This is a genomic window from Dyadobacter frigoris, from assembly GCF_005280585.1.
Taxonomy (GTDB): domain Bacteria; phylum Bacteroidota; class Bacteroidia; order Cytophagales; family Spirosomataceae; genus Dyadobacter; species Dyadobacter frigoris.
Genome location: NZ_SZVO01000001.1, coordinates 329,132 through 350,366, shown reverse-complemented (window position 1 = coordinate 350,366; position 21,235 = coordinate 329,132). Strand labels below are relative to the sequence as shown.

Sequence of the window (21,235 nt, the reverse complement as noted above, 5' to 3'; positions counted from 1 at the left end):
AACAGGTTTTTCTATTGTCCAAGTTAAACGGAATTATTGGATATCGTATTGTATTATTTACGTTTAGTTCCCTTTGTAGCTGTCTTTCTACGGCCCGTGTCTTTGCCCTTCGACACCGGTTTCGGTTTAAACAGATAAGCTTTCTTTTTCTCATGAAATGCCCCCAGAAATGTAGGATCCTCTTTTCTTTTCTGGTTATCAATTTCACGAAGCATCATTTGCCGCTCATCTACTGGTGTTTTTGCAATTTCCAGTTCTTCCGGCAATTGTACACGTGGAATTTCCATACGAATCATTTTTTCAATTTTCGCAATGTGATATTCATCCGCTTCCGTCAAAAACGTGATCGCCTGTCCAACCGTGTTTGCACGTCCCGTCCGCCCGATTCTGTGCACATAATCTTCATAAATCAGAGGCACGTCAAAATTGATAACGTGGCTAACTTCTGTGATATCAATTCCACGCGCCACCACGTCAGTCGCAACCATTACGCGAACAGATCCTTCACGAAATGCGTCCATGGCGTTGGTTCTGGTATTCTGTCCTTTGTTGGCATGAATTACCCGTAACTCATTTTCTTTGACAACACCATTCAGCATATAACTATGAACCTGACCAGCAACTTCACGGCTTCTGGTAAAAATCAGCACACGTTTGAAGACTTCTTCGTCCTTCAACAGATGTGCCAGAAGACTGATCTTAGTACGGAAGTTGGGAAGTTCATAAAGCACCTGCGTCACCATATCAGCCGTTGTAGCTTGCGGTGTTACTTCAATTCTGGTGGGATATTCCAAAAACTCAAAGGACAATCGTTCAACCTTATCAGAAAAAGTCGCAGAAAAAAGCATGTTCTGGCGTTTCGTTGGAAGGATTTCCAAAAAACGGCGGATTTGCGGCATAAAACCCATATCCATCATTTTATCGGCTTCATCCAAAACCATGACGTTGATATGTTTTACAACAATTTCTTCTTTCAAATAAAGATCCATAAATCTTCCCGGCGTAGCAACGATAATATCCACACCTTTCCGGATCGCATCAATTTGTGCTTTTGGCCCTATTCCTCCAAAAAGAACAACCGTGCGAATATCTGTATATTTACTCAACTGGATAATGGCCTCAGAAATCTGCATGGCCAGCTCACGTGTCGGAGCTAAAATTAAAGCGCGTGGATCCTGACCCTGTGCATATTTAATACGCATCAGCAATGGTAATGTGTAAGCTGCGGTTTTACCGGTGCCTGTCTGTGCGATGCCTAATATATCCTGTCCGGCTAATGCTAAAGGTATTGCCTGTTCCTGTATGGGCGTAGGCTCCGTGTAGCCCGCTTCTTCAATTGCATTGAGTAATTGACGGTTAAGCTTAAATAGCTCAAATTTATTTTGCGTAGTTTGCATCGCACAAAGGTACGAAAACTAAAATCAGGTTCCATATTTTAAGCCTTTATAGCTTCATCAACCATTATAGACGAGCCAACATAAATAGGAGAACGCTGGTGAAAATCAGAAGGAACTATGTCCAGAATATCCCGAAAACCATCGCTGGCCCTTGCTCCTGATTTCTCTGCAATAAAGGCTAATGGATAACATTCATATAGCAAACGCAGTTTCCCCTTTGCATCTTTTGTGGTGGAAGGATATAAATAAATCCCGCCTTTTAACAGATTCCGATGGAAATCCCCAACCAGAGATCCTATATACCTTGCACTGTAACTTTTTAATTTACAATTTGTTATATATTTTTTTATCGATTCAGGATAGCTGTTGTAATTTCCTTCATTGACAGAATAAATCTTTCCGTCGGAAGGAGAAATAATATTTTTGTGGGATAAAATAAATTCGCCTAATGACTGATCATACGTGAAGCCGTTTACACCATCTCCTGTTGAATAAACAAGCATGGTTGACGAGCCATAAAGAATGTACCCCGCAGCGATCTGCTTTCTTCCGCCTTGTAAAAAATCATTAATATTTGCCGGCGAATTAATAGGCGTAATGCGCCGATAAATAGAAAAAATTGTACCAATTGAAACATTTACATCAATGTTAGAAGAGCCGTCAAGCGGGTCCATCGCCACCACATATTTGCCATGATCGTTACCGGTATGAATAATATCTTCATCTTCCTCCGAAAGAATAGCACATACTTCTCCCCCATTTTTCAATGCTCTTATAAAACGGATATTAGCAATGATATCAAGCTTTTGCTGATTTTCTCCCTGTACATTTTCTGTCCCGTTTGCGCCTGTTACATCAATTAATCCTGCTTTATTAACCTCCCGGTGTATGATTTTTCCGGCCAAAGCGATGTCTCTTAATAATTGTGAAAGTTCTCCGGTTGCATACGGAAACACACTTTGGCTGTGCATGATAAACCGGTCCAGTGTAACACCTACCGGCAAAGCCAGTTCCTGAGCAGTTTTTGATTCTGAAACACCCATTTTTAAATAATCAACAAGTTGTGAGATGTGAAAGGCAGTCTATTTTGATCAAATTTCAAACTCTTTTTGGACAAATCAACACGTTTACAAATATATTTTAAAAGTAGAAAATAACCCGTATACGTCATTCAGGGTAAGTCTTTTATATCGTCGTCGTGCACTTTGAGGAATAAATTTTGGAAATAATTTAATTGTTAATTTTCGTTGGAATGCAAAAAGAATAAAGACTATTTTCATCTAAAAACGTTTAGTTTGTCATCTCAACCGATTCCTAAACTGCATAGAAATGTATCCGCTGCTGCTCGCTTTCTTTTCAATCATTTCCCAGTCGTTTTCAGGAAGTTTTTCAAAAAATAGGGAAGCCGTTACTTTACAAGATACCAACAGAATTCATGTTCCAATCGGTGGAAATTCCTGGATTCAGGATGGAGAAACAGAAAAGATAAACGAAGCAGGATTGTCGGGTTGGACTAGTACAAAATCAGTTATTCAAACTTATGTACGCTTAGGGAAAACCGGGAAAATAAATCTTTCACTGAAAGCTTCTTCCGAAACAGGGAAAATTAGAATTACGTTAGCAGGAACATCCAGGGAAATGGAATTGAATGGTATAGAAAAAATTTATTACCTTGGATCCTGGGATATTAACCAAACGGGTTATTTAAAACTTACAGTTCAGGGAATTTCAAAGACGGGAAAGGAATTTGGAAAACTTGCCGAATGGATTTTGGAAGGTACTGAAATGGACGAAAAAACATCCTTTGTAAAAGACAATTCCGATAATTTTTTCTATTGGGGAAGACGCGGACCTTCGGTTCATCTTAACTATCCAATTCCAGCTAATGAAAATATTGAATGGTTTTACAACGAAGTGACCGTTCCTGAAAAACAGGATGTAATCGGTTCCTATTTTATGGCTAATGGTTTTGGTGAAGGTTATTTCGGTATGCAGGTTAACTCAGCAACAGAGCGCAGAATTCTCTTTTCAATATGGAGTCCATTTCAAACGGATGATCCCAAATCGATTCCAGAAGACAAACAAATTGTCATGTTGAAAAAAGGGAATGATGTATATACCGGCGAATTTGGAAACGAAGGTTCCGGCGGACAAAGTTATCTCAAATACAACTGGAAGGCAGGAAACACCTATAAATTCTTGCTGCAAGGAAAACCTTCCGGCGATAGTACTACGAATTATTCTGCATATTTTTTCGCTCCCGAAATAGCTGAATGGAAATTAATAGCCAGTTTTAAAAGACCCAAAACACAGACTTATCTAAAAAAACTACATTCGTTTTTAGAAAATTTCATTCCTGAAACCGGAGATCAGACCCGCAAAGTTTATTTTGGAAATCAATGGATCAGAAATTCTTCCGGAAAATGGACAGAGCTTAACCAGGCAAAATTCTCAGCAGATGCAACCGCTAGAAAAGGTTACAGAATGGATTATGCAGGTGGCAAAGAGAAGAATTATTTCTATTTGAAAAACTGTGGTTTCTTTGACGAATTTACGAAGATTGGAGATTCATTTATACGGGAATCGAATACGAAAAAACCTGAAATTGATTTTGAAAAACTGCCTTAGTTTTACAAAATCAGGACAATTTCTGGCTTAATTATGTCACCCTTTCAGGGTTTTTCGAGAGCTATCCAACACATTCTACAATAATGTCATCCTTTCAGGATTATTTATAGCCAGTAAACCGCTTGGAGTTATAAAATTCAGTTTTTTTCCAAAGTCCGAAGGACTGATATTATTATAGAAAAAATTTCTGCCGATGATGTAAAAACCAAGAAGTGGTGGCATAACTTCTGTCTTAACCGGAGCAAACTGAAAAATCCCGAAATTAATTTTGAAAAACTACCCTGATCAATTCGAATTTTTATACCTCTCGGGTCCTATCGCTTTCAGGCACCGGCTAAAAGTTGCACCGGTTGTTCCCAAATACGTTGCAATATAATGATCAGGAATTCTTCTAAAAACGGAAGATGGGTGATTGATATAATATTCGATACGCTGCTCCACCGATAAATATTTAAAAACCTTCACTTTATCCGTAAAATTGATCAGATGCTGTTCCAATAATCTCACGGCCAGGCCAGCCATATAAACATCTTCTTCAACCAGTTTCCGGTACGCGTCGTAGGAAATGGAATATACAATCGTGTCTTCCAAAGTCTCCAAAACCTCGTTTGATAATTTCTGTAAAAAGAAACTTTCCGCAATGCAGACAATGTCGCCGTCCGAAACCAATAATGAGGTAATATCCTCGGAACCGCGCAAATAATAAGTCCGCATCACTCCTTTTTCAATAAAATAAAGCGACGGACTTATTTGTCCCAAATCCACCAAAACTCTGCCTTTGGGAATCATAAAAGGCTTAAAGGTCTCCTTAATCCTGTCTCTCACCGAAGGCGCCAACACAAATTTCGACGCTTCCAGCATACTCTGCAAAGGTTTCGTGCTTTCCATGATTTGACGTACTGACTTGGGAATTTATAAAGTATTGTTCTATAACAAGTAAAAACATTGTCGTAGAACAACGTGAATCCTTGTCGTACGACAAGTTAACATTTTATAGAAGGTAAGTTACTTTGTATTGGACAAAAAGCATAATGGATTTGTAATGTTTTGCTGTCTTTTCAAAATCACTACTCACTGAAAATCGCCTGTCTATGAAAAATCTATTAGTAAAATTTACATTTTTAATGTGCTTAACCTCGACTGGTTACGCCCAGGATGAGGATAAAGGAAAAAGCCAGATCGCTATAAGTGCAGGAATATTGCCGACCGAAGACATTGCCAATGAAATGCTGGTCCGGTTTGTTGACTTATTCTTTCCCAGTCACCAGCATGTGAGCGTTGATAATGTCTCTGTTTTTGGCTCGTACAAATATTTTGTCTCCGAAAAAATTGCAATAGGTGGAACAATTGGCTACAACAGTCGTGCGAAACCTTTTAATTACGACAATTGGAACAGACGTTATGACGGAATTAAAGTTGTGACGCTTGCCGGGGAAGGCTCCTTTTATTATTTGAAAGGACCGAATGTCGGTTTGTATGCCCTGGGAGGAATGGGATGTTTCATTGTTACTTCCGGCAATTACAATAATAATTATTCTGATTATACCAACTTTGGTTTAACACTCCAATTAACTCCGCTCGGTATAAGATTTGGCAGAAAGTTCGGTGGCTTTGCAGAGATTGGCTATGGCTACAAAGGTTTGGTAAATATGGGTATCAATTTAAAATTATAACAAAAAAACAGCACAGAAACCGGAAGGTTACAGCGCCGTTATAAGCAAATTTCTTTTGACGATTTTCACGTTCTGCTTCAACATCAATTTCTCTTTCCTGATTAATGAAAAATTCGTCAGTTAAAAAATCAATTGTTATTCATTTTTGGGGACATCCGAAAAATAATATATAACCGTCAGCATCCCTGACTTCGAATCCTCGCAAACCATCATCATCGTCTTTGAGCGGTTGAAAAAACTCAATATTTTGCATCAAGAATTCTGCCGCCAGTGCATCAGGATCCCGGACATGAAGGTAAGCATCCCAGCGGGCAATTCCTTTTTTGATATCTCGTGTATGGTTCGGTACAGGATCGACTCCCACGTCTTTCAACATAATCATCGCTGCTCCTCTTTGAACAATACCGAAAAAGATATCGTCCTCGCTCGGTCCCTGATAAGTGATATCAAACCCGAGACTGTTTTTATAAAACATGAGTGCGGCGGGAACATTCTTTACGATAAAGAATGGCGCGATCCCGGAAATTTCTGTTTTATTCATATCAGCTTTATGAATTTTTAATTCAAATATAGCTATACGAGGTTATTAGTTAATAATCATTTAGCAACAATGAAACTTCCTCATAACAATTTGATTAACAGACATATTTATTTCTAAAAAAAACATGACTCAGTAAACAAAAATAGCGCTGCACCCTAAGGAACAGCGCTATATACTTATATTATATTTATTACCCCAGCCTAACCAAGGCTTCTTTCAAAGTCACAATTTTTGCTTCCGCATCCGCCATTTTTTGCCTTTCTTTTTCAACAACGTCAGCATTTGCGTTTTGAACAAAACGTTCGTTGGAAAGTTTTTTAGCAACAGAATTCAGAAATCCTTCTGTATAAACCAATTCCTTTTGAAGATTTTCACGTTCCGCTTCAACATCAATTTCTCCTTCCAGATTAATGAAGAATTCGTCGGAACGTACCAGAAATGACATGCCCGGTGCTTGTTCCGTTACGAAATTTATTTCTGCCACATTAGCAAGTTTCCTTACCAGAGCTTCCAGTCCTTTATAAAGTTCAGGCTGCTCGGATTTAATTGCTAACGGCAATTCAATTTTCGGGCTGATATTTTTTGTATTCCTCAAATTCCGAACTGCCGAAATCAATTCAAACAGAATTTCAAACTCCCCAAGAAGATTGGTGTCAACTGAACCAACCGTTGGAAAATCAGCAACACAAATACTTTCTTTTTCCTGACGCTCACGAATATTCTGCCAGATTTCCTCTGTGATAAATGGCATGAACGGATGTGCCAGACGCATTAATTTATCAAAAAATTCAAGCGTTGCTTCAAAAGTTGCGGCGTCAATTGGTTGTTCAAAACCTGGCTTGATCATTTCCAGATACTGTGCGCAGAAATCATCCCAGATCAGTTTGTATACAGAATTAAGCGAATCAGAAATACGGAATTTGGTGAAATGATCCTGAACTTCGGCTAATGTCTGGTTCAATTTACTATCAAACCATTTTACCGCTAATGTTGAACCTTCCGGCGCTGAAAGTGAAGCATCCACGCTCCATCCTTTTACCAGACGGAATGCATTCCAGATTTTGTTACAGAAATTTCTCCCCTGCTCAATCAGCTTTTCATCATAAGGCAAATCATTCCCTGCCGGCGAACTGAACAACATACCGGTACGAATTCCATCCGCACCATATTGTTCAATCAGGTCAATCGGATCAGGGGAATTCCCCAACGATTTCGACATTTTCCGACCTTGCTTATCGCGGACAATTCCAGTCAGATAAACATTTTTGAACGGATAAGTGCCTTTGTATTCATAACCGGCTATGATCATACGTGCCACCCAGAAAAACAAAATCTCGGGAGCCGTAACCAAGTCATTCGTCGGATAGTAATAATTTATTTCTTCGTTATCCGGTTTTTTTATTCCGTTAAAAACAGAAATGGGCCATAACCAGGAAGAAAACCAGGTATCCAAAACATCTGCGTCCTGCGTCAAATCTTCTTCAGTTAAAGCAAAAAGCTGATATTCGTGCTGGGCAATATGCAGTGCTTCATTTTTGGTTTTGGCAACGATAACCGTTCCATCCTGCAAGTAGAATGCAGGAATACGGTGTCCCCACCAAAGCTGACGACTGATGTTCCAGTCCCGCACATTTTCCATCCAGTGACGGTATGTGTTCTTGAATTTTGGTGGAATCAACTGAATCGTATCATTCATCACGTTTTCCAAAGCAGGCTGACTTAACCTGCTCATTTTCAAAAACCATTGTTCCGAAATTCTCGGTTCAATAACCGCATTCGTCCGCTCCGAATGGCCAACGTTTGATTTATATTCTTCGCTCTTCACCAGATTTCCTGATTCTTCAAGCAATTTGATAATCTTCTTACGGGCAATAAAACGGTCTTCACCAACCAGAATTTGTGCCTTTTCGTTTAGCGTTCCATCTTCATTTAAAAGGTCAATGATGGCCAGATTGTGTTTTTTACCTAACTCGTAGTCATTTGTATCATGAGCCGGCGTAACTTTCAATGCACCTGTTCCGAATTCCATTTCAACATATTCGTCAGCGATAATATCAATCGCTCTGTTGATTAAAGGAATTGTAACCTGTTTTCCGATCAGATTCTGATAACGCTCGTCATTTGGATTAACACAAATTGCCGCATCCGCCATGATCGTTTCAGGACGGGTTGTGGCAATAATTATCCCTTCGCCTTCCACGCCGCCAACCAGGTCGTAGCGGATATAAACCAGTTTTTGATTGACTTCTTTTGTAATTACCTCTTCGTCAGAAACCGTTGTACGCGCTTGAGGATCCCAGTTCACCATGCGGTGACCTCGATAAATATCTCCTTTTTTGTACAGATCAATAAAAACATCGATCACAGAATCATAAAGATCCGGATCCATGGTAAAAGCCGTACGGTCCCAGTCACAGGATGCGCCCAGTTTACGCAATTGTTGTAAAATAATTCCGCCGTATTTGTGCGTCCATTCCCAGCAGTATTCAAGAAATTCGTCACGGGTCAAATCACGTTTGCTAATACCCCGCTCTTTCAACATCGCCACCACTTTTGCTTCCGTGGCAATGGAGGCATGATCCGTACCCGGAACCCAGCACGCTTCTTTGCCCTCCATCCGCGCTTTACGGATCAGAATATCCTGAATCGTATTGTTGAGCATATGGCCCATGTGCAAAACGCCCGTCACATTCGGTGGAGGGATTACGATGGTATAAGGCTCTTTATCAGGATTTGGCTTGGAATTAAAATATTTGTTTTCGATCCAGTAGCTATACCATTTATCTTCTATCTCTTGCGGCGCGTAGGTTTTGGAGATCATTCTTTTTGTAAAATATGGGCGTTGTTAACAATTGCAGTCTTAAAAAGAATGGCAAGTTATCACTTGAAACCGATATTTTCACGTGAATGATAGGAGATTAATGATTGTCGGGACAATTTTTATGCTTCGGCAGGAGCAACCGGCAGCCAGATAATAAACGTACTTCCATGTCCTGGCCTGCTATGGACATTAACCGTTCCTTCATGGGCTTCCACCATTTTCTTCACATAACTCAATCCCAGGCCGAAACCTTTCACGTCGTGTACATTGCCGGTTGGGACCCGATAAAAGGTATCAAAAATACGTAGCATCTGCTCTTTGCTCATGCCTAAACCATGGTCGGTTATAGCGATGGTGATACCATTATTTTCATTTTCTGTCCTGACTTTCAGGTGCAGTTTTTCAGGGGAATATTTAATCGCGTTATCAATCAGATTGTTCAGCACGTTGGAAATATGCAGTTCGTCGCAGGAAATTATTTCATTGATCGCTTCAAATTCCAGATCAATTTCTCCTGCTTTCTGCTCAATCTGCACACTTTGGCTATTCAATACTTTTTCAATCAGATCATGAATATTCGCCTCGCTCCTTTTCAGCTTCACGTGACCTTTATCCAAAAGTGCCATTTGTAAAACCTTTTCAACATGCGTTCCGAGCCGTTTATTTTCCTCCCGGATTATCCCCAGATAACGGGTCATACGTGGAGACGCTGCGGTTCCTGGTGACATAGAATTTTCTTGTGCCATATCAGCAGCCAATGCAATGGTAGAAATTGGCGTTTTAAATTCATGGGTCATGTTATTGATAAAGTCATTCTTGATATCAGAAAGTTTTTTCTGATGAAGAATGGTTGAAACGGCCATATAAAAACAAGCCATAATCACGACGATCAAAATCCCTGAACCGCCAAACATGACGCCCATATTACTCAGAATATATTTTTGCTGATCAGGGAAAAATACATAAAGTAAATTATTTCCCTGTAGAGTTTCATTCGGAAAAAGTGACGCTTTGTAAGATCTTTGCTCCCATTCCGAAGATTTTAAACTAGCCGTCGAAAACACTAACCCGTTGTTCGTATTTCCCTGAACAGCAAATTCGTATGACAGAGTAATTCCGTTCTCAACGAGTTCTTTCCTTAACAAGGTATCAAGCAAAAACCGGTTTACACGTTCCTGAATTGGTCTTTTGGTATACATCAAATCCTTCATTACTTCACGAAGCAAATCGGCCCTGTCGAGATCCCGGACTTTGCCGTTAATAAGTGGTTTTGTACCAGCGAGCTGTGGCGATTTTTCCAGCGTTGGTTTTTCTTTTCTATATAAAATCTGAGAATTGACAGAATTATCCACTTCCTGAGATTGGCTTTTCCCTCCCGTTTTTTGAGCAGGAAAAGCTTCCTGAAAAGCACTTCCGAGTTTCTTTTCCTCTTCCAATCTTCTGCGCATGAATTCGTCCATTCCTTCCGCACCAAATCGCTGAGCCTGGAAAAACTCTTCAATAATTTGCTGCTGGTGGTCCAGTGTTACCCGAAAATTAGGACTTAATACATCGGATGGTACTGCTTCTGAAAAAAACTGATAGTGAATTTCATCTCCATTCGGCCCGATAAAAACCTGGACATTAGGCTGGGGCAAAACCGCAGAAACATGTTTCTTGTCCTGTTTGGAACCGTTTTTTTTAACCGGCATTTCTCTGAGCTGGGTAATACGGTTCAGTTTATCCTTTTGTTGTTCCGTTTCAATACGCTGCTGAAGCAGATACATCATTTCCTGTTTTTCCAGGCGATGCACCACTTCCTGTACAGATTCGGCCACTTTTTGATTGAATTGTTCATTGCGGATAGCAATGGCCTCGCGGATCCAGTACCACTGAAAACCGATAAGGCCGATAAGCGCCAGGCACATTAAACCGATAATAATCTGAATTTTCCGCTTAGTCATTTTTATTTATTTGTCGATGCACCGCTTTTTATGCAACACCAGCACTTTTTTATGCGACTTTATTATGTTGAACAAATTTAAGGTATCAGGAGTAGCCGTTTCTTTTTTTAACAAAATTTAACAGCCTGTTCTTCAAGTAAAATTTAAATTTGTAATTATCTCAAAAACAAAACAATAGAGCATTATGAGACAAAAATTCCTTTTACGCGCCGCTTTGTCTTTATTCGTCATTATGAGTCTTTCAGCTTTTGAAAAGACTTTCGCACAATCCGAAAAAGATGACCAGAAAAAAACTTCCATCCGTATTAAAGTAACGGAAGATAAGGATGGAAAATCCAGGACGATTGAAAAAAATTATGAGCTGCCGGATATGCCCGGACCGGAAACGGAAAATTTTGTTGACAAAGCGATTGATTCAATGAAACTTGATCCCAGTGGAAAGAAACAGGTTACCATCACGGTTGAAGACGGAAAAGGGAATAGAAATGTTCAGCGTCGTGGAAAAATACAGAAAAGGTCAAATGATGATCAGGAGAATTTTGCCTTTAATTTCAGGAACGACGATCTAAGAGATTTCAATCTTAACTTCGACGAACTGCGTAACCAAACCAGAAATCTTGAAAGAGAAATCCGTCCGAAGGCAAAAATCATGATGCGCGACATGGAAGATTTTGGAAATCGTGTCGGCGACCGTGTTGGCGGTTTTTGGAATAATGAAATGGCAAAAGCATCAACAATAAGGGAATTAAATGTTTATCCAAACAATCCCGATAATGGTGTTATGAATCTTCGTTTTTATGTTCCCCAAAAAGGAGACGTGCTCGTAACCGTCTCAGATACAAAGGGGAAAGAAGTTGGCAAAAAAGAAATTAAAGATTTCAGCGGAGAGTTTGTAGGTCAAATCGACATTAAGAAAAATACAAAAGGAACTCTTTTCGTGACCGTAACGCAGAATGAAGACGGAGCCGTAAAGCGGGTAGTTCTTCCCTGATTTTTTAAACAATTTTACCCCGCTCCTCTTGATTAGTAATAATTAAGAGGATTTTTTATTGGAAAAAAACGAGATAATTGAACTTACATGTATTAAGTAATTGTAAATTTGCAGCCAAACCATCTTATTCTCCGAAATTTATTTCATTAAGCAATATGCTGAATCTTATACTATTTGGTCCTCCGGGTGCTGGAAAAGGCACGCAAAGTGAGAAAATTATAGCACAATACAAACTCATACATCTGTCTACCGGAGACTTACTTCGTTCTGAAATTCAGGGCGGTACCGAACTAGGACTTCGCGCAAAAACCTTAATGGATCAGGGTTTACTGGTTCCGGATGAAGTTGTGATCGGAATGATCAACAATAAATTAAAAGAACACAAAGGTTGCCCGGGATTCATTTTTGATGGATTTCCGCGCACAGTGGCACAGTCAGAAGCGCTGGATGCTTTGCTTGAAAGTTATGGTGAAAGTATTTCTGTAATGGTCGCGCTTGTGGTTGATGACAATGAACTTCTTACCCGTTTGCTAAACAGAGGAAAAACTTCAGGCCGTCCTGACGACCAGAATGAAGAGCTGATCAGCAAGCGGATTCACGAATATAACAACAAGACAAAACCAGTGGCTGATTATTATCAGGCTCAGGGAAAATATATTGCAATTAATGGTATCGGAGAAATCGAAACGATTTTTGAAGGGATCACTGAAGCGATTGAACAGGCATAACAAAATTTAAAAAGGTGTAGATGTCAAGGTTACAAAACCAGGCTTCTGCACCTTTCTTATGTAAATGCAATAATGTAATTACACTTCTCATTTAATTTAAGCAAAAAACGGCAGCAGGGTATGGCATCTTCAAACTTTATAGATTACGTAAAAATTAATGTTCGCTCAGGCGCGGGCGGTGCGGGAGCCTTGCACTTTCGTCGTGAAAAACACGTCGAAAAAGGTGGGCCGGATGGTGGAGATGGTGGCCGCGGCGGACACGTTATTTTAAAAGGTACAACACAAGTATGGACGCTTTTACACTTAAAATATACAAAACACATCCGCGCTTTTGATGGAAAAGGCGGTGAAGGTGGAAGAAGAAAAGGTTCGGATGGAAAGGACATTTATCTGGAAGTCCCGTTGGGAACAATCGCGAGAGATGTAGAAACCGGAGAACAGCTTTTTGAAGTGACGCAGGACGGCCAGGAAATAATTTTAATGAAAGGCGGGCGTGGCGGATTAGGAAATGATCACTTTAAATCATCGACAAACCAGACGCCCCAACATGCACAAACGGGAGATCCGGCGATTGAGTCCTGGATCATTCTTGAACTGAAAGTACTGGCAGATGTTGGTCTGGTTGGTTTCCCGAATGCAGGAAAATCTACTTTGCTTTCTGTTGTTTCTGCTGCTCGCCCGGAAATCGCTGATTATCCGTTTACAACCCTGGTACCTAATCTGGGTGTGGTTGATTACCGTAATTACAAGTCATTTGTCATGGCTGATATTCCAGGAATTATTGAAGGCGCCTCGCAGGGAAAAGGTTTGGGGCTACGTTTCTTACGTCATATTGAAAGAAATTCAATTCTTCTTTTCATGGTTCCTGCCGATAGTGAAGATATTGAAGCTGAATACAATACACTTGTCAATGAACTTCAATTGTACAACCCGTCTCTTTTAGATAAGGAGCGTCTTTTGGCCGTTTCAAAAGTTGATATGCTAATGGACGAAGAGCGTGAAGAACTTGCTAAAAAATTACCAAAAGGCATTTCATGCACTTTTATTTCTTCACTAACTCAGGAAGGAATCGATCAATTAAAAGATAAAATCTGGGAATTACTGAACGATTCCACAGCCGTTAAATAAATTTCTGAATTATTTTATTTCGAGAGGCAACCTTTTGTACCCATTTTTGTGTCCAATAGGTTAATTCCAATTGAATTCTTTTTTTCATGAAACACTTTTTACAGTTCTTTTTTTGCTTAGGGATAATTGCCGGTTTAACTTCTTTCAAAGCGGCAGCACAAATTTCGATAGATTATCCTTCCAGCAGAGCCATATTTCAACGTGACAAAGACAATTCCGCAACGATTTATATTGCCGGAAGTTATACACAAATTATCGATCGCGTTGAAGCCAGGCTGACTGCAATTAATGGCGGCTCTTCAACCAACTGGAAAACGATACAATCAAATCTTCAGGGAGGTGTATTTTCCGGAAGCCTAGATGCAACCGGAGGCTGGTACCAGCTTGAAATCCGCGGATGGAATGGCAACCAGCTCGTTAATGGTACCCCATTGGATAGAGTTGGCGTTGGAGAGGTTTTTATGGTTAGCGGCCAGTCCAATGCAGGCCAGATTAATCCCGAAGATTCAAAAGGATCAAGTGGCCCCGGAGCAAGTGACGACAGAGTGAATTGTGTTAATACCAACAACGCCAATAATTCTAATACGGACCTGGATTATCCTCAATTTTCGCATCTGAACTCGGATTCTTATATCGCTCCAAGAGGGAATTTTGCCTGGTCATGGGGTAAACTTGGGGACTTACTGGCAAGCCGTCTTGGCGTCCCCATTTTGTTTTACAATAGCGCCTGGACTGGCTCTGCTATGAAAAACTGGCGGGAAAGTATAAATGGCACCGCCTATAATATTTATAACGGAGCACCATACCCTGTTAATGGGACACCTTACGGAAATCTTCGTTCTGTGATGCAGACCTATGTTCCAATCACAGGTATCAGAGCCGTTTTATGGTTACAAGGAGAAGCAGAGGCTTTTGCGGGAACATCGGTGAGTTCTTATGTTTCAGACCTTACAAAGGTAATTGAAACAAGCCGGAACGAATCAGGAAAAAGTTTGGCCTGGATGGTCAGCCTGACTTCTTACAGTAATTCGACAGGTATTTATCAAAATGCAGTCAACGGTCAAAAACAGGTTATTTCATCGGTCCCTAATGTTTTTATGGGGCCAAACACGGATGTGATTCAAATTCCAAGGGACGGCGGAGCTGATGGTGTACATTTTACAGGAAACGGACTCGTTCAATTGGCCGACGCCTGGAACGCTCAGCTGAATGACGCTTTCTTTTCTAATTCAACGCCTTTTAAAGGTATAAGTCCTTTAACGATTTCGGCCTCCTGCGTGGGTAATGGCAGTCTGAATCTTGCTGTGAATACGAGTGGTTATTCTTCCCTACGCTGGAATAATGGCCAGTCGGCCGGAAATATCCAGGTTGGAAATGGGACTTACAGAGCGCAGGCGCGGGATGGTAATGGCAACATAATATTTTCGCCGGAAGTAAGAATTAACGATAATATTCAACCTGCCCAGCCAATTATTACGCTGGAAGGAAGCAATCCTGTTTGTAAAGGCAATACAGCTGTGCTTATTGCTAATACTTCTACCAATATTCAATGGAACACCGGCGCAACAAGCGACCGTATAAATATTACCACCGCTGGTGAATATTCTGTAACAACACGGAATGCTTACGGCTGTCAGGCAACTTCTGCGAAAATCGCCGTTAATGTCCTGACGTCTCCTCTGCCCGACAAACCAAGTATTTCTGCAGCCAGTGCACTTACCTTTTGTGATGGAGGTTCGGTAAGTCTTAAATCCAGTTCCAACGTTAAAAGTATATGGTCCAACGGATCAAACGATGCTAGTGTGTCTATAAAAACTTCCGGTGAATACCGGGTAAAAGCCCAGGATAATTTTGGCTGCCTTTCTCCCGATTCTGATCCCGTAACAGTAAAGGTTAATGCATTGCCAGCCAAGCCGGTTATTTCATTGAATCGTTCACCTTTACTTTGTGAAGGTGAAAACATTACAATGACATCCAGTTATGACAGCGGTAATACCTGGAATACAAATTCGACATCAAAATCCATAAACGTCAACATTTCGGGAATTTTCAGCCTGAAGCAAAAAGATGCCAATGGCTGTGAATCTGCTTCGGATCCGGTTACGACCAAGGTAAATCCACTTCCTGCTACTCCGACAATCGCTTCATTACGTCCGACAACTTTTTGCGACCGTGACTATACCACGCTTCGCGGAAGTGAATCTTTTGCTTATCAGTGGAGTAACGGAGCAACAAACCGTGAGGTGGAAATTCGTAATTCCGGAAATTATACACTTTCAGCAAAAGATGATAACGGCTGTTTATCCCCTCCAACTCCTGCGATCAGAGTCGTTGTAAATCCGCTTCCTCCAAAACCAGCTATAACGCCTAGCGGCCCCACAACTTTCTGTGCAGATGCCAGCATAAATCTTACGGCGAACGACGCAGCCAAATATGTATGGAGTACCGGGGCAAGTACTAAAATGATAACAACCAGTACTTCGGGAGATTACTCTGTTAAAACCATTAATGAGTTCAGCTGTTTTTCTGACCCTTCGGATGGGGTAAGAATCCAGGTTTTGGCTTTGCCACCGGCTCCTCTGGTTCAGGCATCAGGCCCAACTTCATTTTGTGACGGAGATGCCGTGACACTGAGAGCCTCAAACGGAGCTTCGTTTTTCTGGAACAATGGAACAGCAAACAGTGCATTGACTGTCAGCAAATCCGGAAGTTATGCAGCCCGTGTAAAAGACAATCAGGGATGTTTTTCACCTTATTCCCCGGCTGTACTGGTAGATGTAAAACCATTACCTTCTAAACCGGAAATCCGGCAAGTAGGGACTTACACGTTATTAGCTGAAAATAATATTAATGACGGAAACCACGTATGGCAGTTTAATGGTGCCAATTTAACAGAAAACGGTGCAACGTTGAAAGCTATTGAAACCGGACAGTATGTTGTAAACAACACCGTAATTTATAGCCCGGTACTGACATGTTTCTCAGCATTTTCGGATCCATTTGTATTTACAATGGACGCATCAGGAGAAGAAGTAAGTGTATATCCTAACCCAAGTGATAACGGATCATTTACGATCGAAACGATTGCCAATATTAAAAATGCAACCGTTCAGATATATGATCTCAATGGCCGGCTTATTCGGACTTTTCCTGCTCACAACTTCGATGAGCGAAAGTTAATCAATCTGGCACCACTTGCCAATGGAACATATATATTGTCAATAAGCGCTGCAAACTATAAAAAGGCAAAAAAAATAATGATCAATCAGTAAGAATCGATCAGTTACAAAAGAGAACAGAAAGCTGACTTTCTGTTCTCTTTTTTTTATTTATTTTGATGTAATTTAGCGTGCTCAAATACGTTTTCTTTGGGAAGATGGTAATGGATCAGCGCTGTATTTCTTTATGTTTTTTTTGACAGGCCTTATCATTCAACAATTGGAAACTGCACATTTTTTCTATTCCAATGTTAATTAAATCCCATAAGGATAAAAGAAGTACTTTAAAACCCGAACTTATATTTTAAATTTGCCAGAGTTCCAGCCTCAGGCTCACACTATTTACAGATTTGTACTCAGGAATAATATTTAAACATATACTAATGCTTGATAAATTTTTTACTCCTTATTTTCTTCGGGCCTGGCTGTTTCTTACTTTAATTCCATTAGGATTAAGTGCTCAAATCAAAATTACTTCACCAGTAGAAAGAGCCGTTTATCAGCGTGAAATGAACGGACAGGCTACAGTTTCTGTCACAGGAAATTACACTGTGCCAATTGATAAAGTTGAAATTCATGCTGTTCCCGCAGCTCCGGGACAGGCTGTTGAAGCCTCTTCTGCCTGGACTCTTTTACAGGACAAGCCTACCGGTGGTGTTTTCAGCGGAACGATCCGCCTTTTGGGCGGCTGGTATACTATGGAAGTAAGGGGAATAAAGGACGGAAAGGTTGTAGGATCGCCTTTCACTATATCCCGTATGGGTGTCGGTGAAGTTTTTATCATTTCAGGTCAGTCAAATGCGCAGGGGATTGATTATACAAGCCCGCCAGCAACAGACGACAGAGTAAATTATATAGATCAGGATAATTCTGTAAACGCGCTTACCAATCCGCCATATCCGATTTTCAAGAAAGTGGATTCCAATATCGTAACCATGGGGCCAAGAGGGAAAGGAGCCTGGTGCTGGGGAATTCTTGGCGATTTACTTACAAAAAAGCTTAACGTCCCCGTTTTGTTTATCAATACTGCCTGGGAAGGAACGGCGATCAGAAACTGGCAGGAAAGCAGCCAGGGTATAAAAACCCAGAATTCTTTTGGATTTATTTATCCTGACCAGATGCCATACGGAAACCTCAGAATTTCCATGCAGAATTATGCCAAAGAATTTGGTGTCCGCGCAATATTATGGATGCAGGGAGAAACGGATACCTATCCACTCGCAACAACTTATGATGATTACAGAACGCGTTTACAGGCTTTAATAGACAGACTTGGCGCTGATATCGGAGGGCGCGTTACCTGGGTTATTGCCCGCACATCAAGAATTGCTAACGACAAGGGCGAGTCAGTTGTAAGCCCTGCGGTGATCGGTGCGCAAAATGCCGTGATTAATGGTCTTTTCAGCTCTGCTTATGCTGGTCCTGAAACGGACCCGCTATTTACTCAAAGAGCAGACGGCACCCACTTTGCGGGAACAAATGGAGTAACAATTCTTGGAAATGCCTGGAATGATGTACTTTCAGATAATTTCTTTGCCACCGTCAGCCCGCTTGCACTTGCGCCGGTTCCGGCACTGACAAGCGTTTGCGGCCCTAATAACACTTCACTAATTTTAAGTTTACCGGAAGGATATTCATCTTATTCGTGGCTGCCGGGAGGTTCTACCGGAAGAACTTTAACAGTAACAAATCCGGGAGAATATAGTGCATTGGTTAAAGATGCATCAGGAAATATAGTACACAGCCAAAAGCTGGTGGTTGCATCATCCATCAAACCTGTAACGCCGATTATTTTACAATCCGGCTCACAGCAGGCTTGTGCAGATTCTGCTTTTACTTTCTCTGTAGCCGGGAACGACGCTTATAGTTGGTATAAACAAGGAAGCACAACGGTATTAACAACAGGTTCGAAGTACGCCGTATCGGAAGCAGGGAGTTTTATTGTAAAAAGCCAGAATGTATTTGGCTGTGTTTCTGATAACTCAGCGGTGGCATCACTCGTCATCCGTCCCGCACTTCCCAAGCCTGCCATTTCTAAATCCGGACCATTCACAATCATGGCTTCTGTTTCACAAGCCGGCCTTAACGAGCAATATGACTGGAAAAGAGGTGAGAAAATTTTATTGAGCCATTCCAATATTATCAAGACCGATACTTCAGGTAAATATGCAGCCCGGGCAAAAGTGGCTTATACTTTGGGAAGTAATACGCTTACCTGCTATTCCGCATTCTCGGATTCAGAAGAAATTATTACCAATGAAAAAAATGATGTCGTGATATTCCCAAATCCGGGATTGGTTGATGAACTTTATATCGAATCACGGGACAACATGAAAAATGCTGAAATCACGGTTTATGATATTTCAGGAAGGGTTATCGTTACACAAAAACAGGATTTAACGAGCCGTGTAAAAATTCAGGTTAAAAATCTTTCAACCGGTAAATATATCATTCGTGTTAAAAACGATGAAGTTGACTTGAAGAAGCAAATTATGATTAAATAAATATTTTTTCTTAAATACTTACCAAATAAGCTCCGGGTGATCGGGGCTTATTTAGTATGATACTAATTTGGTAAAAGAAAAAGTAAAGAATTTGATTGATAAATTTGCAAAGGCTAATTTTGACAGTAATAAAGATTTCCATCCTGTGTAATCCGGTGGATTGCTGATTTGCAGAATATAAATTGAAATCACAGACTAATGAATAATAACTATCTTCCTTCCGATTATTTACCAATTATTGTTCAATTTCTGCTGGCTGCCGGATTTATCGGCGGAACGATGATTGTAACACACATGATTGGTCCTAGCCGTAAAAGCAAACTTAAGGACGATCCTTTTGAATGTGGAATTCCATCCGTAGGCGATGCAAGAACACCTATCTCAGTCAAGTACTTTTTAGTAGCTATTTTATTTGTACTTTTTGACGTTGAAGTGATTTTTATGTATCCTTGGGCTGTCAATTTTAAACAATTGGGAATGTTTGGGTTCGTAGAAATGTTGTTGTTCATGGCATTACTTCTTTCCGGATTTTACTACATTATCCGTAAGGGCGTTTTGAATTGGGAAGATTAGATTATAAATCATTGTAATCAAAAAGGTTATGAAAGAAGTAACAATAGCGGAAGCACCGCAAGGACATAGCGGATCAGGATTTTTTGCAACTTCATTTGATGAGGCGATCGGTCTAGCCCGGAGTTACTCATTATGGCCATTACCATTTGCAACTTCTTGCTGTGGTATTGAGTTTATGGCAACCATGGGTGCTCATTATGATATATCACGTTTCGGTTCGGAACGTCCAAGTTTTTCACCACGCCAGGCAGATTTGCTTATGGTAATGGGAACCATTGCTAAAAAAATGGCGCCGGTTGTTAAGCAAGTTTACTTACAAATGGCAGAACCACGTTGGGTTTTAGCCGTTGGAGCCTGCGCATCAAGCGGTGGGATTTTTGATACATACAGCGTTTTACAAGGAATAGACCGAATTATTCCGGTTGATATCTATGTACCAGGCTGCCCTCCCCGTCCCGAACAAATCATTGACGGATTGATGGGTATTCAAAAACTGGCTCAAAACGAAAAACTTCGTCGCAGAAATACTGACGAATACCAGGAACTTTTAGCATCCTATAATATTCAATAATTACCTATGCTAAGCAATCAGGAAGTAGCCGAAGAGCTATTAGGGAAATTTGGTGATCAGGTGTTTGACTTCGAGGAGCCATACGGAATGCTGACACTCTCGACAACCCGGGAACAAATTATTCCGGTCCTTGAATTTTTGAACAAGCATAAAACTTACCAGATCAACTTTCTTACGGATTTAACGGGTGTACATTATCCTGACAATACCAATAAGGAGTTTGCTGTGGTTTATCACGCGCATAGCTTTATCCAAAATTTCAGGATCCGAATTAAAGTTTTTATCGCAGAAGCTGACATTCACATTCCAACCGCAACGGTGCTTTATGCCAGCGCAAACTGGATGGAACGTGAAACGTACGATTTCTACGGAATTCTTTTTGACGGACATCCTAATCTGGTACGTATTCTGAACATTGAGGAAATGGATTATTTCCCGATGCGCAAGCAATACGCGCTTGAAGATGCTACACGTGAAGATAAAATTGATGCGCTTTTTGGTCGATGACCCTATCAGGAA

At 40.6% G+C, this 21,235-nt stretch carries 16 protein-coding genes; 10 read left to right on the top strand and 6 right to left on the bottom strand.

The annotated features are described in order from the left end of the window. Positions 1–53: 53 nt before the first annotated feature. Both FDK13_RS01640 and fbp read right to left on the bottom strand, forming a co-directional pair. Positions 54–1,397 (bottom strand): DEAD/DEAH box helicase, encoded by a 1,344-nt coding sequence (locus FDK13_RS01640; protein ID WP_137338230.1) that lies wholly within the window; start codon positions 1,395–1,397, stop codon positions 54–56. Positions 1,398–1,435: 38 nt separating this feature from the next. Next, complete coding sequence (gene fbp, locus FDK13_RS01635) at positions 1,436–2,440, bottom strand: class 1 fructose-bisphosphatase (RefSeq protein WP_137338229.1); 1,005 nt, start codon at positions 2,438–2,440, stop codon at positions 1,436–1,438. Between the two features lie 286 nt (positions 2,441–2,726). Here fbp and FDK13_RS01630 point away from each other — a divergent pair, with 286 nt between their 5' ends. Next, positions 2,727–4,025: a DUF3472 domain-containing protein gene (locus FDK13_RS01630; protein WP_137338228.1), complete on the top strand. Its 1,299-nt coding sequence runs from the start codon at positions 2,727–2,729 to the stop codon at positions 4,023–4,025. 285 nt (positions 4,026–4,310) lie between these two features. On the opposite strand, the gene FDK13_RS01625 is transcribed toward FDK13_RS01630, so the two are convergent. Continuing rightward, positions 4,311–4,913 carry a Crp/Fnr family transcriptional regulator gene (locus FDK13_RS01625; protein WP_137338227.1) on the bottom strand — a complete coding sequence of 201 codons (603 nt, stop codon included), beginning with the start codon at positions 4,911–4,913 and terminating at the stop codon, positions 4,311–4,313. Positions 4,914–5,116: 203 nt separating this feature from the next. Here FDK13_RS01625 and FDK13_RS01620 point away from each other — a divergent pair, with 203 nt between their 5' ends. Further along, complete coding sequence (locus tag FDK13_RS01620; RefSeq protein ID WP_137338226.1) at positions 5,117–5,698, top strand: hypothetical protein; 582 nt, start codon at positions 5,117–5,119, stop codon at positions 5,696–5,698. A 139-nt stretch (positions 5,699–5,837) separates the two neighbouring features. Here FDK13_RS01620 and FDK13_RS01615 read toward each other — a convergent pair whose 3' ends face one another. The 3 genes from FDK13_RS01615 to FDK13_RS01605 form a co-directional block, all read right to left on the bottom strand. Then, the gene (locus tag FDK13_RS01615) at positions 5,838–6,239 is read right to left on the bottom strand and encodes a VOC family protein (protein ID WP_137338225.1); all 402 of its coding nucleotides are present in this window, start codon (positions 6,237–6,239) and stop codon (positions 5,838–5,840) included. A 190-nt stretch (positions 6,240–6,429) separates the two neighbouring features. Continuing rightward, positions 6,430–9,060, bottom strand: coding sequence for a valine--tRNA ligase (locus FDK13_RS01610; protein WP_137338224.1), 2,631 nt, complete (start codon positions 9,058–9,060; stop codon positions 6,430–6,432). 119 nt (positions 9,061–9,179) lie between these two features. After that, complete coding sequence (locus FDK13_RS01605) at positions 9,180–11,003, bottom strand: sensor histidine kinase (RefSeq protein ID WP_137338223.1); 1,824 nt, start codon at positions 11,001–11,003, stop codon at positions 9,180–9,182. A gap of 184 nt (positions 11,004–11,187) precedes the next feature. Between FDK13_RS01605 and FDK13_RS01600 the strand changes: the two genes are divergently transcribed. From FDK13_RS01600 to FDK13_RS01565, 8 genes are all read left to right on the top strand, one after another. Next, positions 11,188–11,994 (top strand): T9SS type A sorting domain-containing protein, encoded by an 807-nt coding sequence (locus FDK13_RS01600; RefSeq protein WP_137338222.1) that lies wholly within the window; start codon positions 11,188–11,190, stop codon positions 11,992–11,994. Between the two features lie 155 nt (positions 11,995–12,149). Next, positions 12,150–12,722 (top strand): adenylate kinase, encoded by a 573-nt coding sequence (locus FDK13_RS01595; protein ID WP_137338221.1) that lies wholly within the window; start codon positions 12,150–12,152, stop codon positions 12,720–12,722. 120 nt (positions 12,723–12,842) lie between these two features. Next, positions 12,843–13,850 carry a GTPase ObgE gene (gene obgE, locus FDK13_RS01590; protein WP_137338220.1) on the top strand — a complete coding sequence of 336 codons (1,008 nt, stop codon included), beginning with the start codon at positions 12,843–12,845 and terminating at the stop codon, positions 13,848–13,850. Positions 13,851–13,936: 86 nt separating this feature from the next. Further along, positions 13,937–17,122 (top strand): T9SS type A sorting domain-containing protein, encoded by a 3,186-nt coding sequence (locus tag FDK13_RS01585; protein WP_137338219.1) that lies wholly within the window; start codon positions 13,937–13,939, stop codon positions 17,120–17,122. A gap of 329 nt (positions 17,123–17,451) precedes the next feature. Further along, the gene (locus FDK13_RS01580; RefSeq protein ID WP_137338218.1) at positions 17,452–19,572 is read left to right on the top strand and encodes a sialate O-acetylesterase; all 2,121 of its coding nucleotides are present in this window, start codon (positions 17,452–17,454) and stop codon (positions 19,570–19,572) included. Positions 19,573–19,770: 198 nt separating this feature from the next. Further along, positions 19,771–20,145: an NADH-quinone oxidoreductase subunit A gene (locus FDK13_RS01575; protein WP_137338217.1), complete on the top strand. Its 375-nt coding sequence runs from the start codon at positions 19,771–19,773 to the stop codon at positions 20,143–20,145. Between the two features lie 28 nt (positions 20,146–20,173). Then, positions 20,174–20,716, top strand: coding sequence for an NADH-quinone oxidoreductase subunit B (locus FDK13_RS01570; RefSeq protein WP_137338216.1), 543 nt, complete (start codon positions 20,174–20,176; stop codon positions 20,714–20,716). A 6-nt stretch (positions 20,717–20,722) separates the two neighbouring features. After that, positions 20,723–21,223: an NADH-quinone oxidoreductase subunit C gene (locus FDK13_RS01565; RefSeq protein WP_137338215.1), complete on the top strand. Its 501-nt coding sequence runs from the start codon at positions 20,723–20,725 to the stop codon at positions 21,221–21,223. Positions 21,224–21,235 lie beyond the last annotated feature (12 nt).

Excerpts from the sequence above, each read along its gene's own strand:
- FDK13_RS01600 (WP_137338222.1), top strand. The coding sequence starts at position 11,188 with ATGAGACAAAAATTCCTTTTACGCGCCGCTTTGTCTTTATTCGTCATT.
- FDK13_RS01580 (WP_137338218.1), top strand. The coding sequence starts at position 17,452 with ATGCTTGATAAATTTTTTACTCCTTATTTTCTTCGGGCCTGGCTGTTT.
- FDK13_RS01630 (WP_137338228.1), top strand. The coding sequence starts at position 2,727 with ATGTATCCGCTGCTGCTCGCTTTCTTTTCAATCATTTCCCAGTCGTTT.
- FDK13_RS01565 (WP_137338215.1), top strand. The coding sequence starts at position 20,723 with ATGCTAAGCAATCAGGAAGTAGCCGAAGAGCTATTAGGGAAATTTGGT.
- FDK13_RS01620 (WP_137338226.1), top strand. The coding sequence starts at position 5,117 with ATGAAAAATCTATTAGTAAAATTTACATTTTTAATGTGCTTAACCTCG.
- FDK13_RS01615 (WP_137338225.1), bottom strand. The coding sequence starts at position 6,239 with ATGAATAAAACAGAAATTTCCGGGATCGCGCCATTCTTTATCGTAAAG.
- FDK13_RS01585 (WP_137338219.1), top strand. The coding sequence starts at position 13,937 with ATGAAACACTTTTTACAGTTCTTTTTTTGCTTAGGGATAATTGCCGGT.
- FDK13_RS01605 (WP_137338223.1), bottom strand. The coding sequence starts at position 11,003 with ATGACTAAGCGGAAAATTCAGATTATTATCGGTTTAATGTGCCTGGCG.
- FDK13_RS01575 (WP_137338217.1), top strand. The coding sequence starts at position 19,771 with ATGAATAATAACTATCTTCCTTCCGATTATTTACCAATTATTGTTCAA.
- FDK13_RS01640 (WP_137338230.1), bottom strand. The coding sequence starts at position 1,397 with ATGCAAACTACGCAAAATAAATTTGAGCTATTTAAGCTTAACCGTCAA.
- FDK13_RS01570 (WP_137338216.1), top strand. The coding sequence starts at position 20,174 with ATGAAAGAAGTAACAATAGCGGAAGCACCGCAAGGACATAGCGGATCA.
- FDK13_RS01595 (WP_137338221.1), top strand. The coding sequence starts at position 12,150 with ATGCTGAATCTTATACTATTTGGTCCTCCGGGTGCTGGAAAAGGCACG.
- FDK13_RS01625 (WP_137338227.1), bottom strand. The coding sequence starts at position 4,913 with ATGGAAAGCACGAAACCTTTGCAGAGTATGCTGGAAGCGTCGAAATTT.
- obgE (WP_137338220.1), top strand. The coding sequence starts at position 12,843 with ATGGCATCTTCAAACTTTATAGATTACGTAAAAATTAATGTTCGCTCA.
- fbp (WP_137338229.1), bottom strand. The coding sequence starts at position 2,440 with ATGGGTGTTTCAGAATCAAAAACTGCTCAGGAACTGGCTTTGCCGGTA.
- FDK13_RS01610 (WP_137338224.1), bottom strand. The coding sequence starts at position 9,060 with ATGATCTCCAAAACCTACGCGCCGCAAGAGATAGAAGATAAATGGTAT.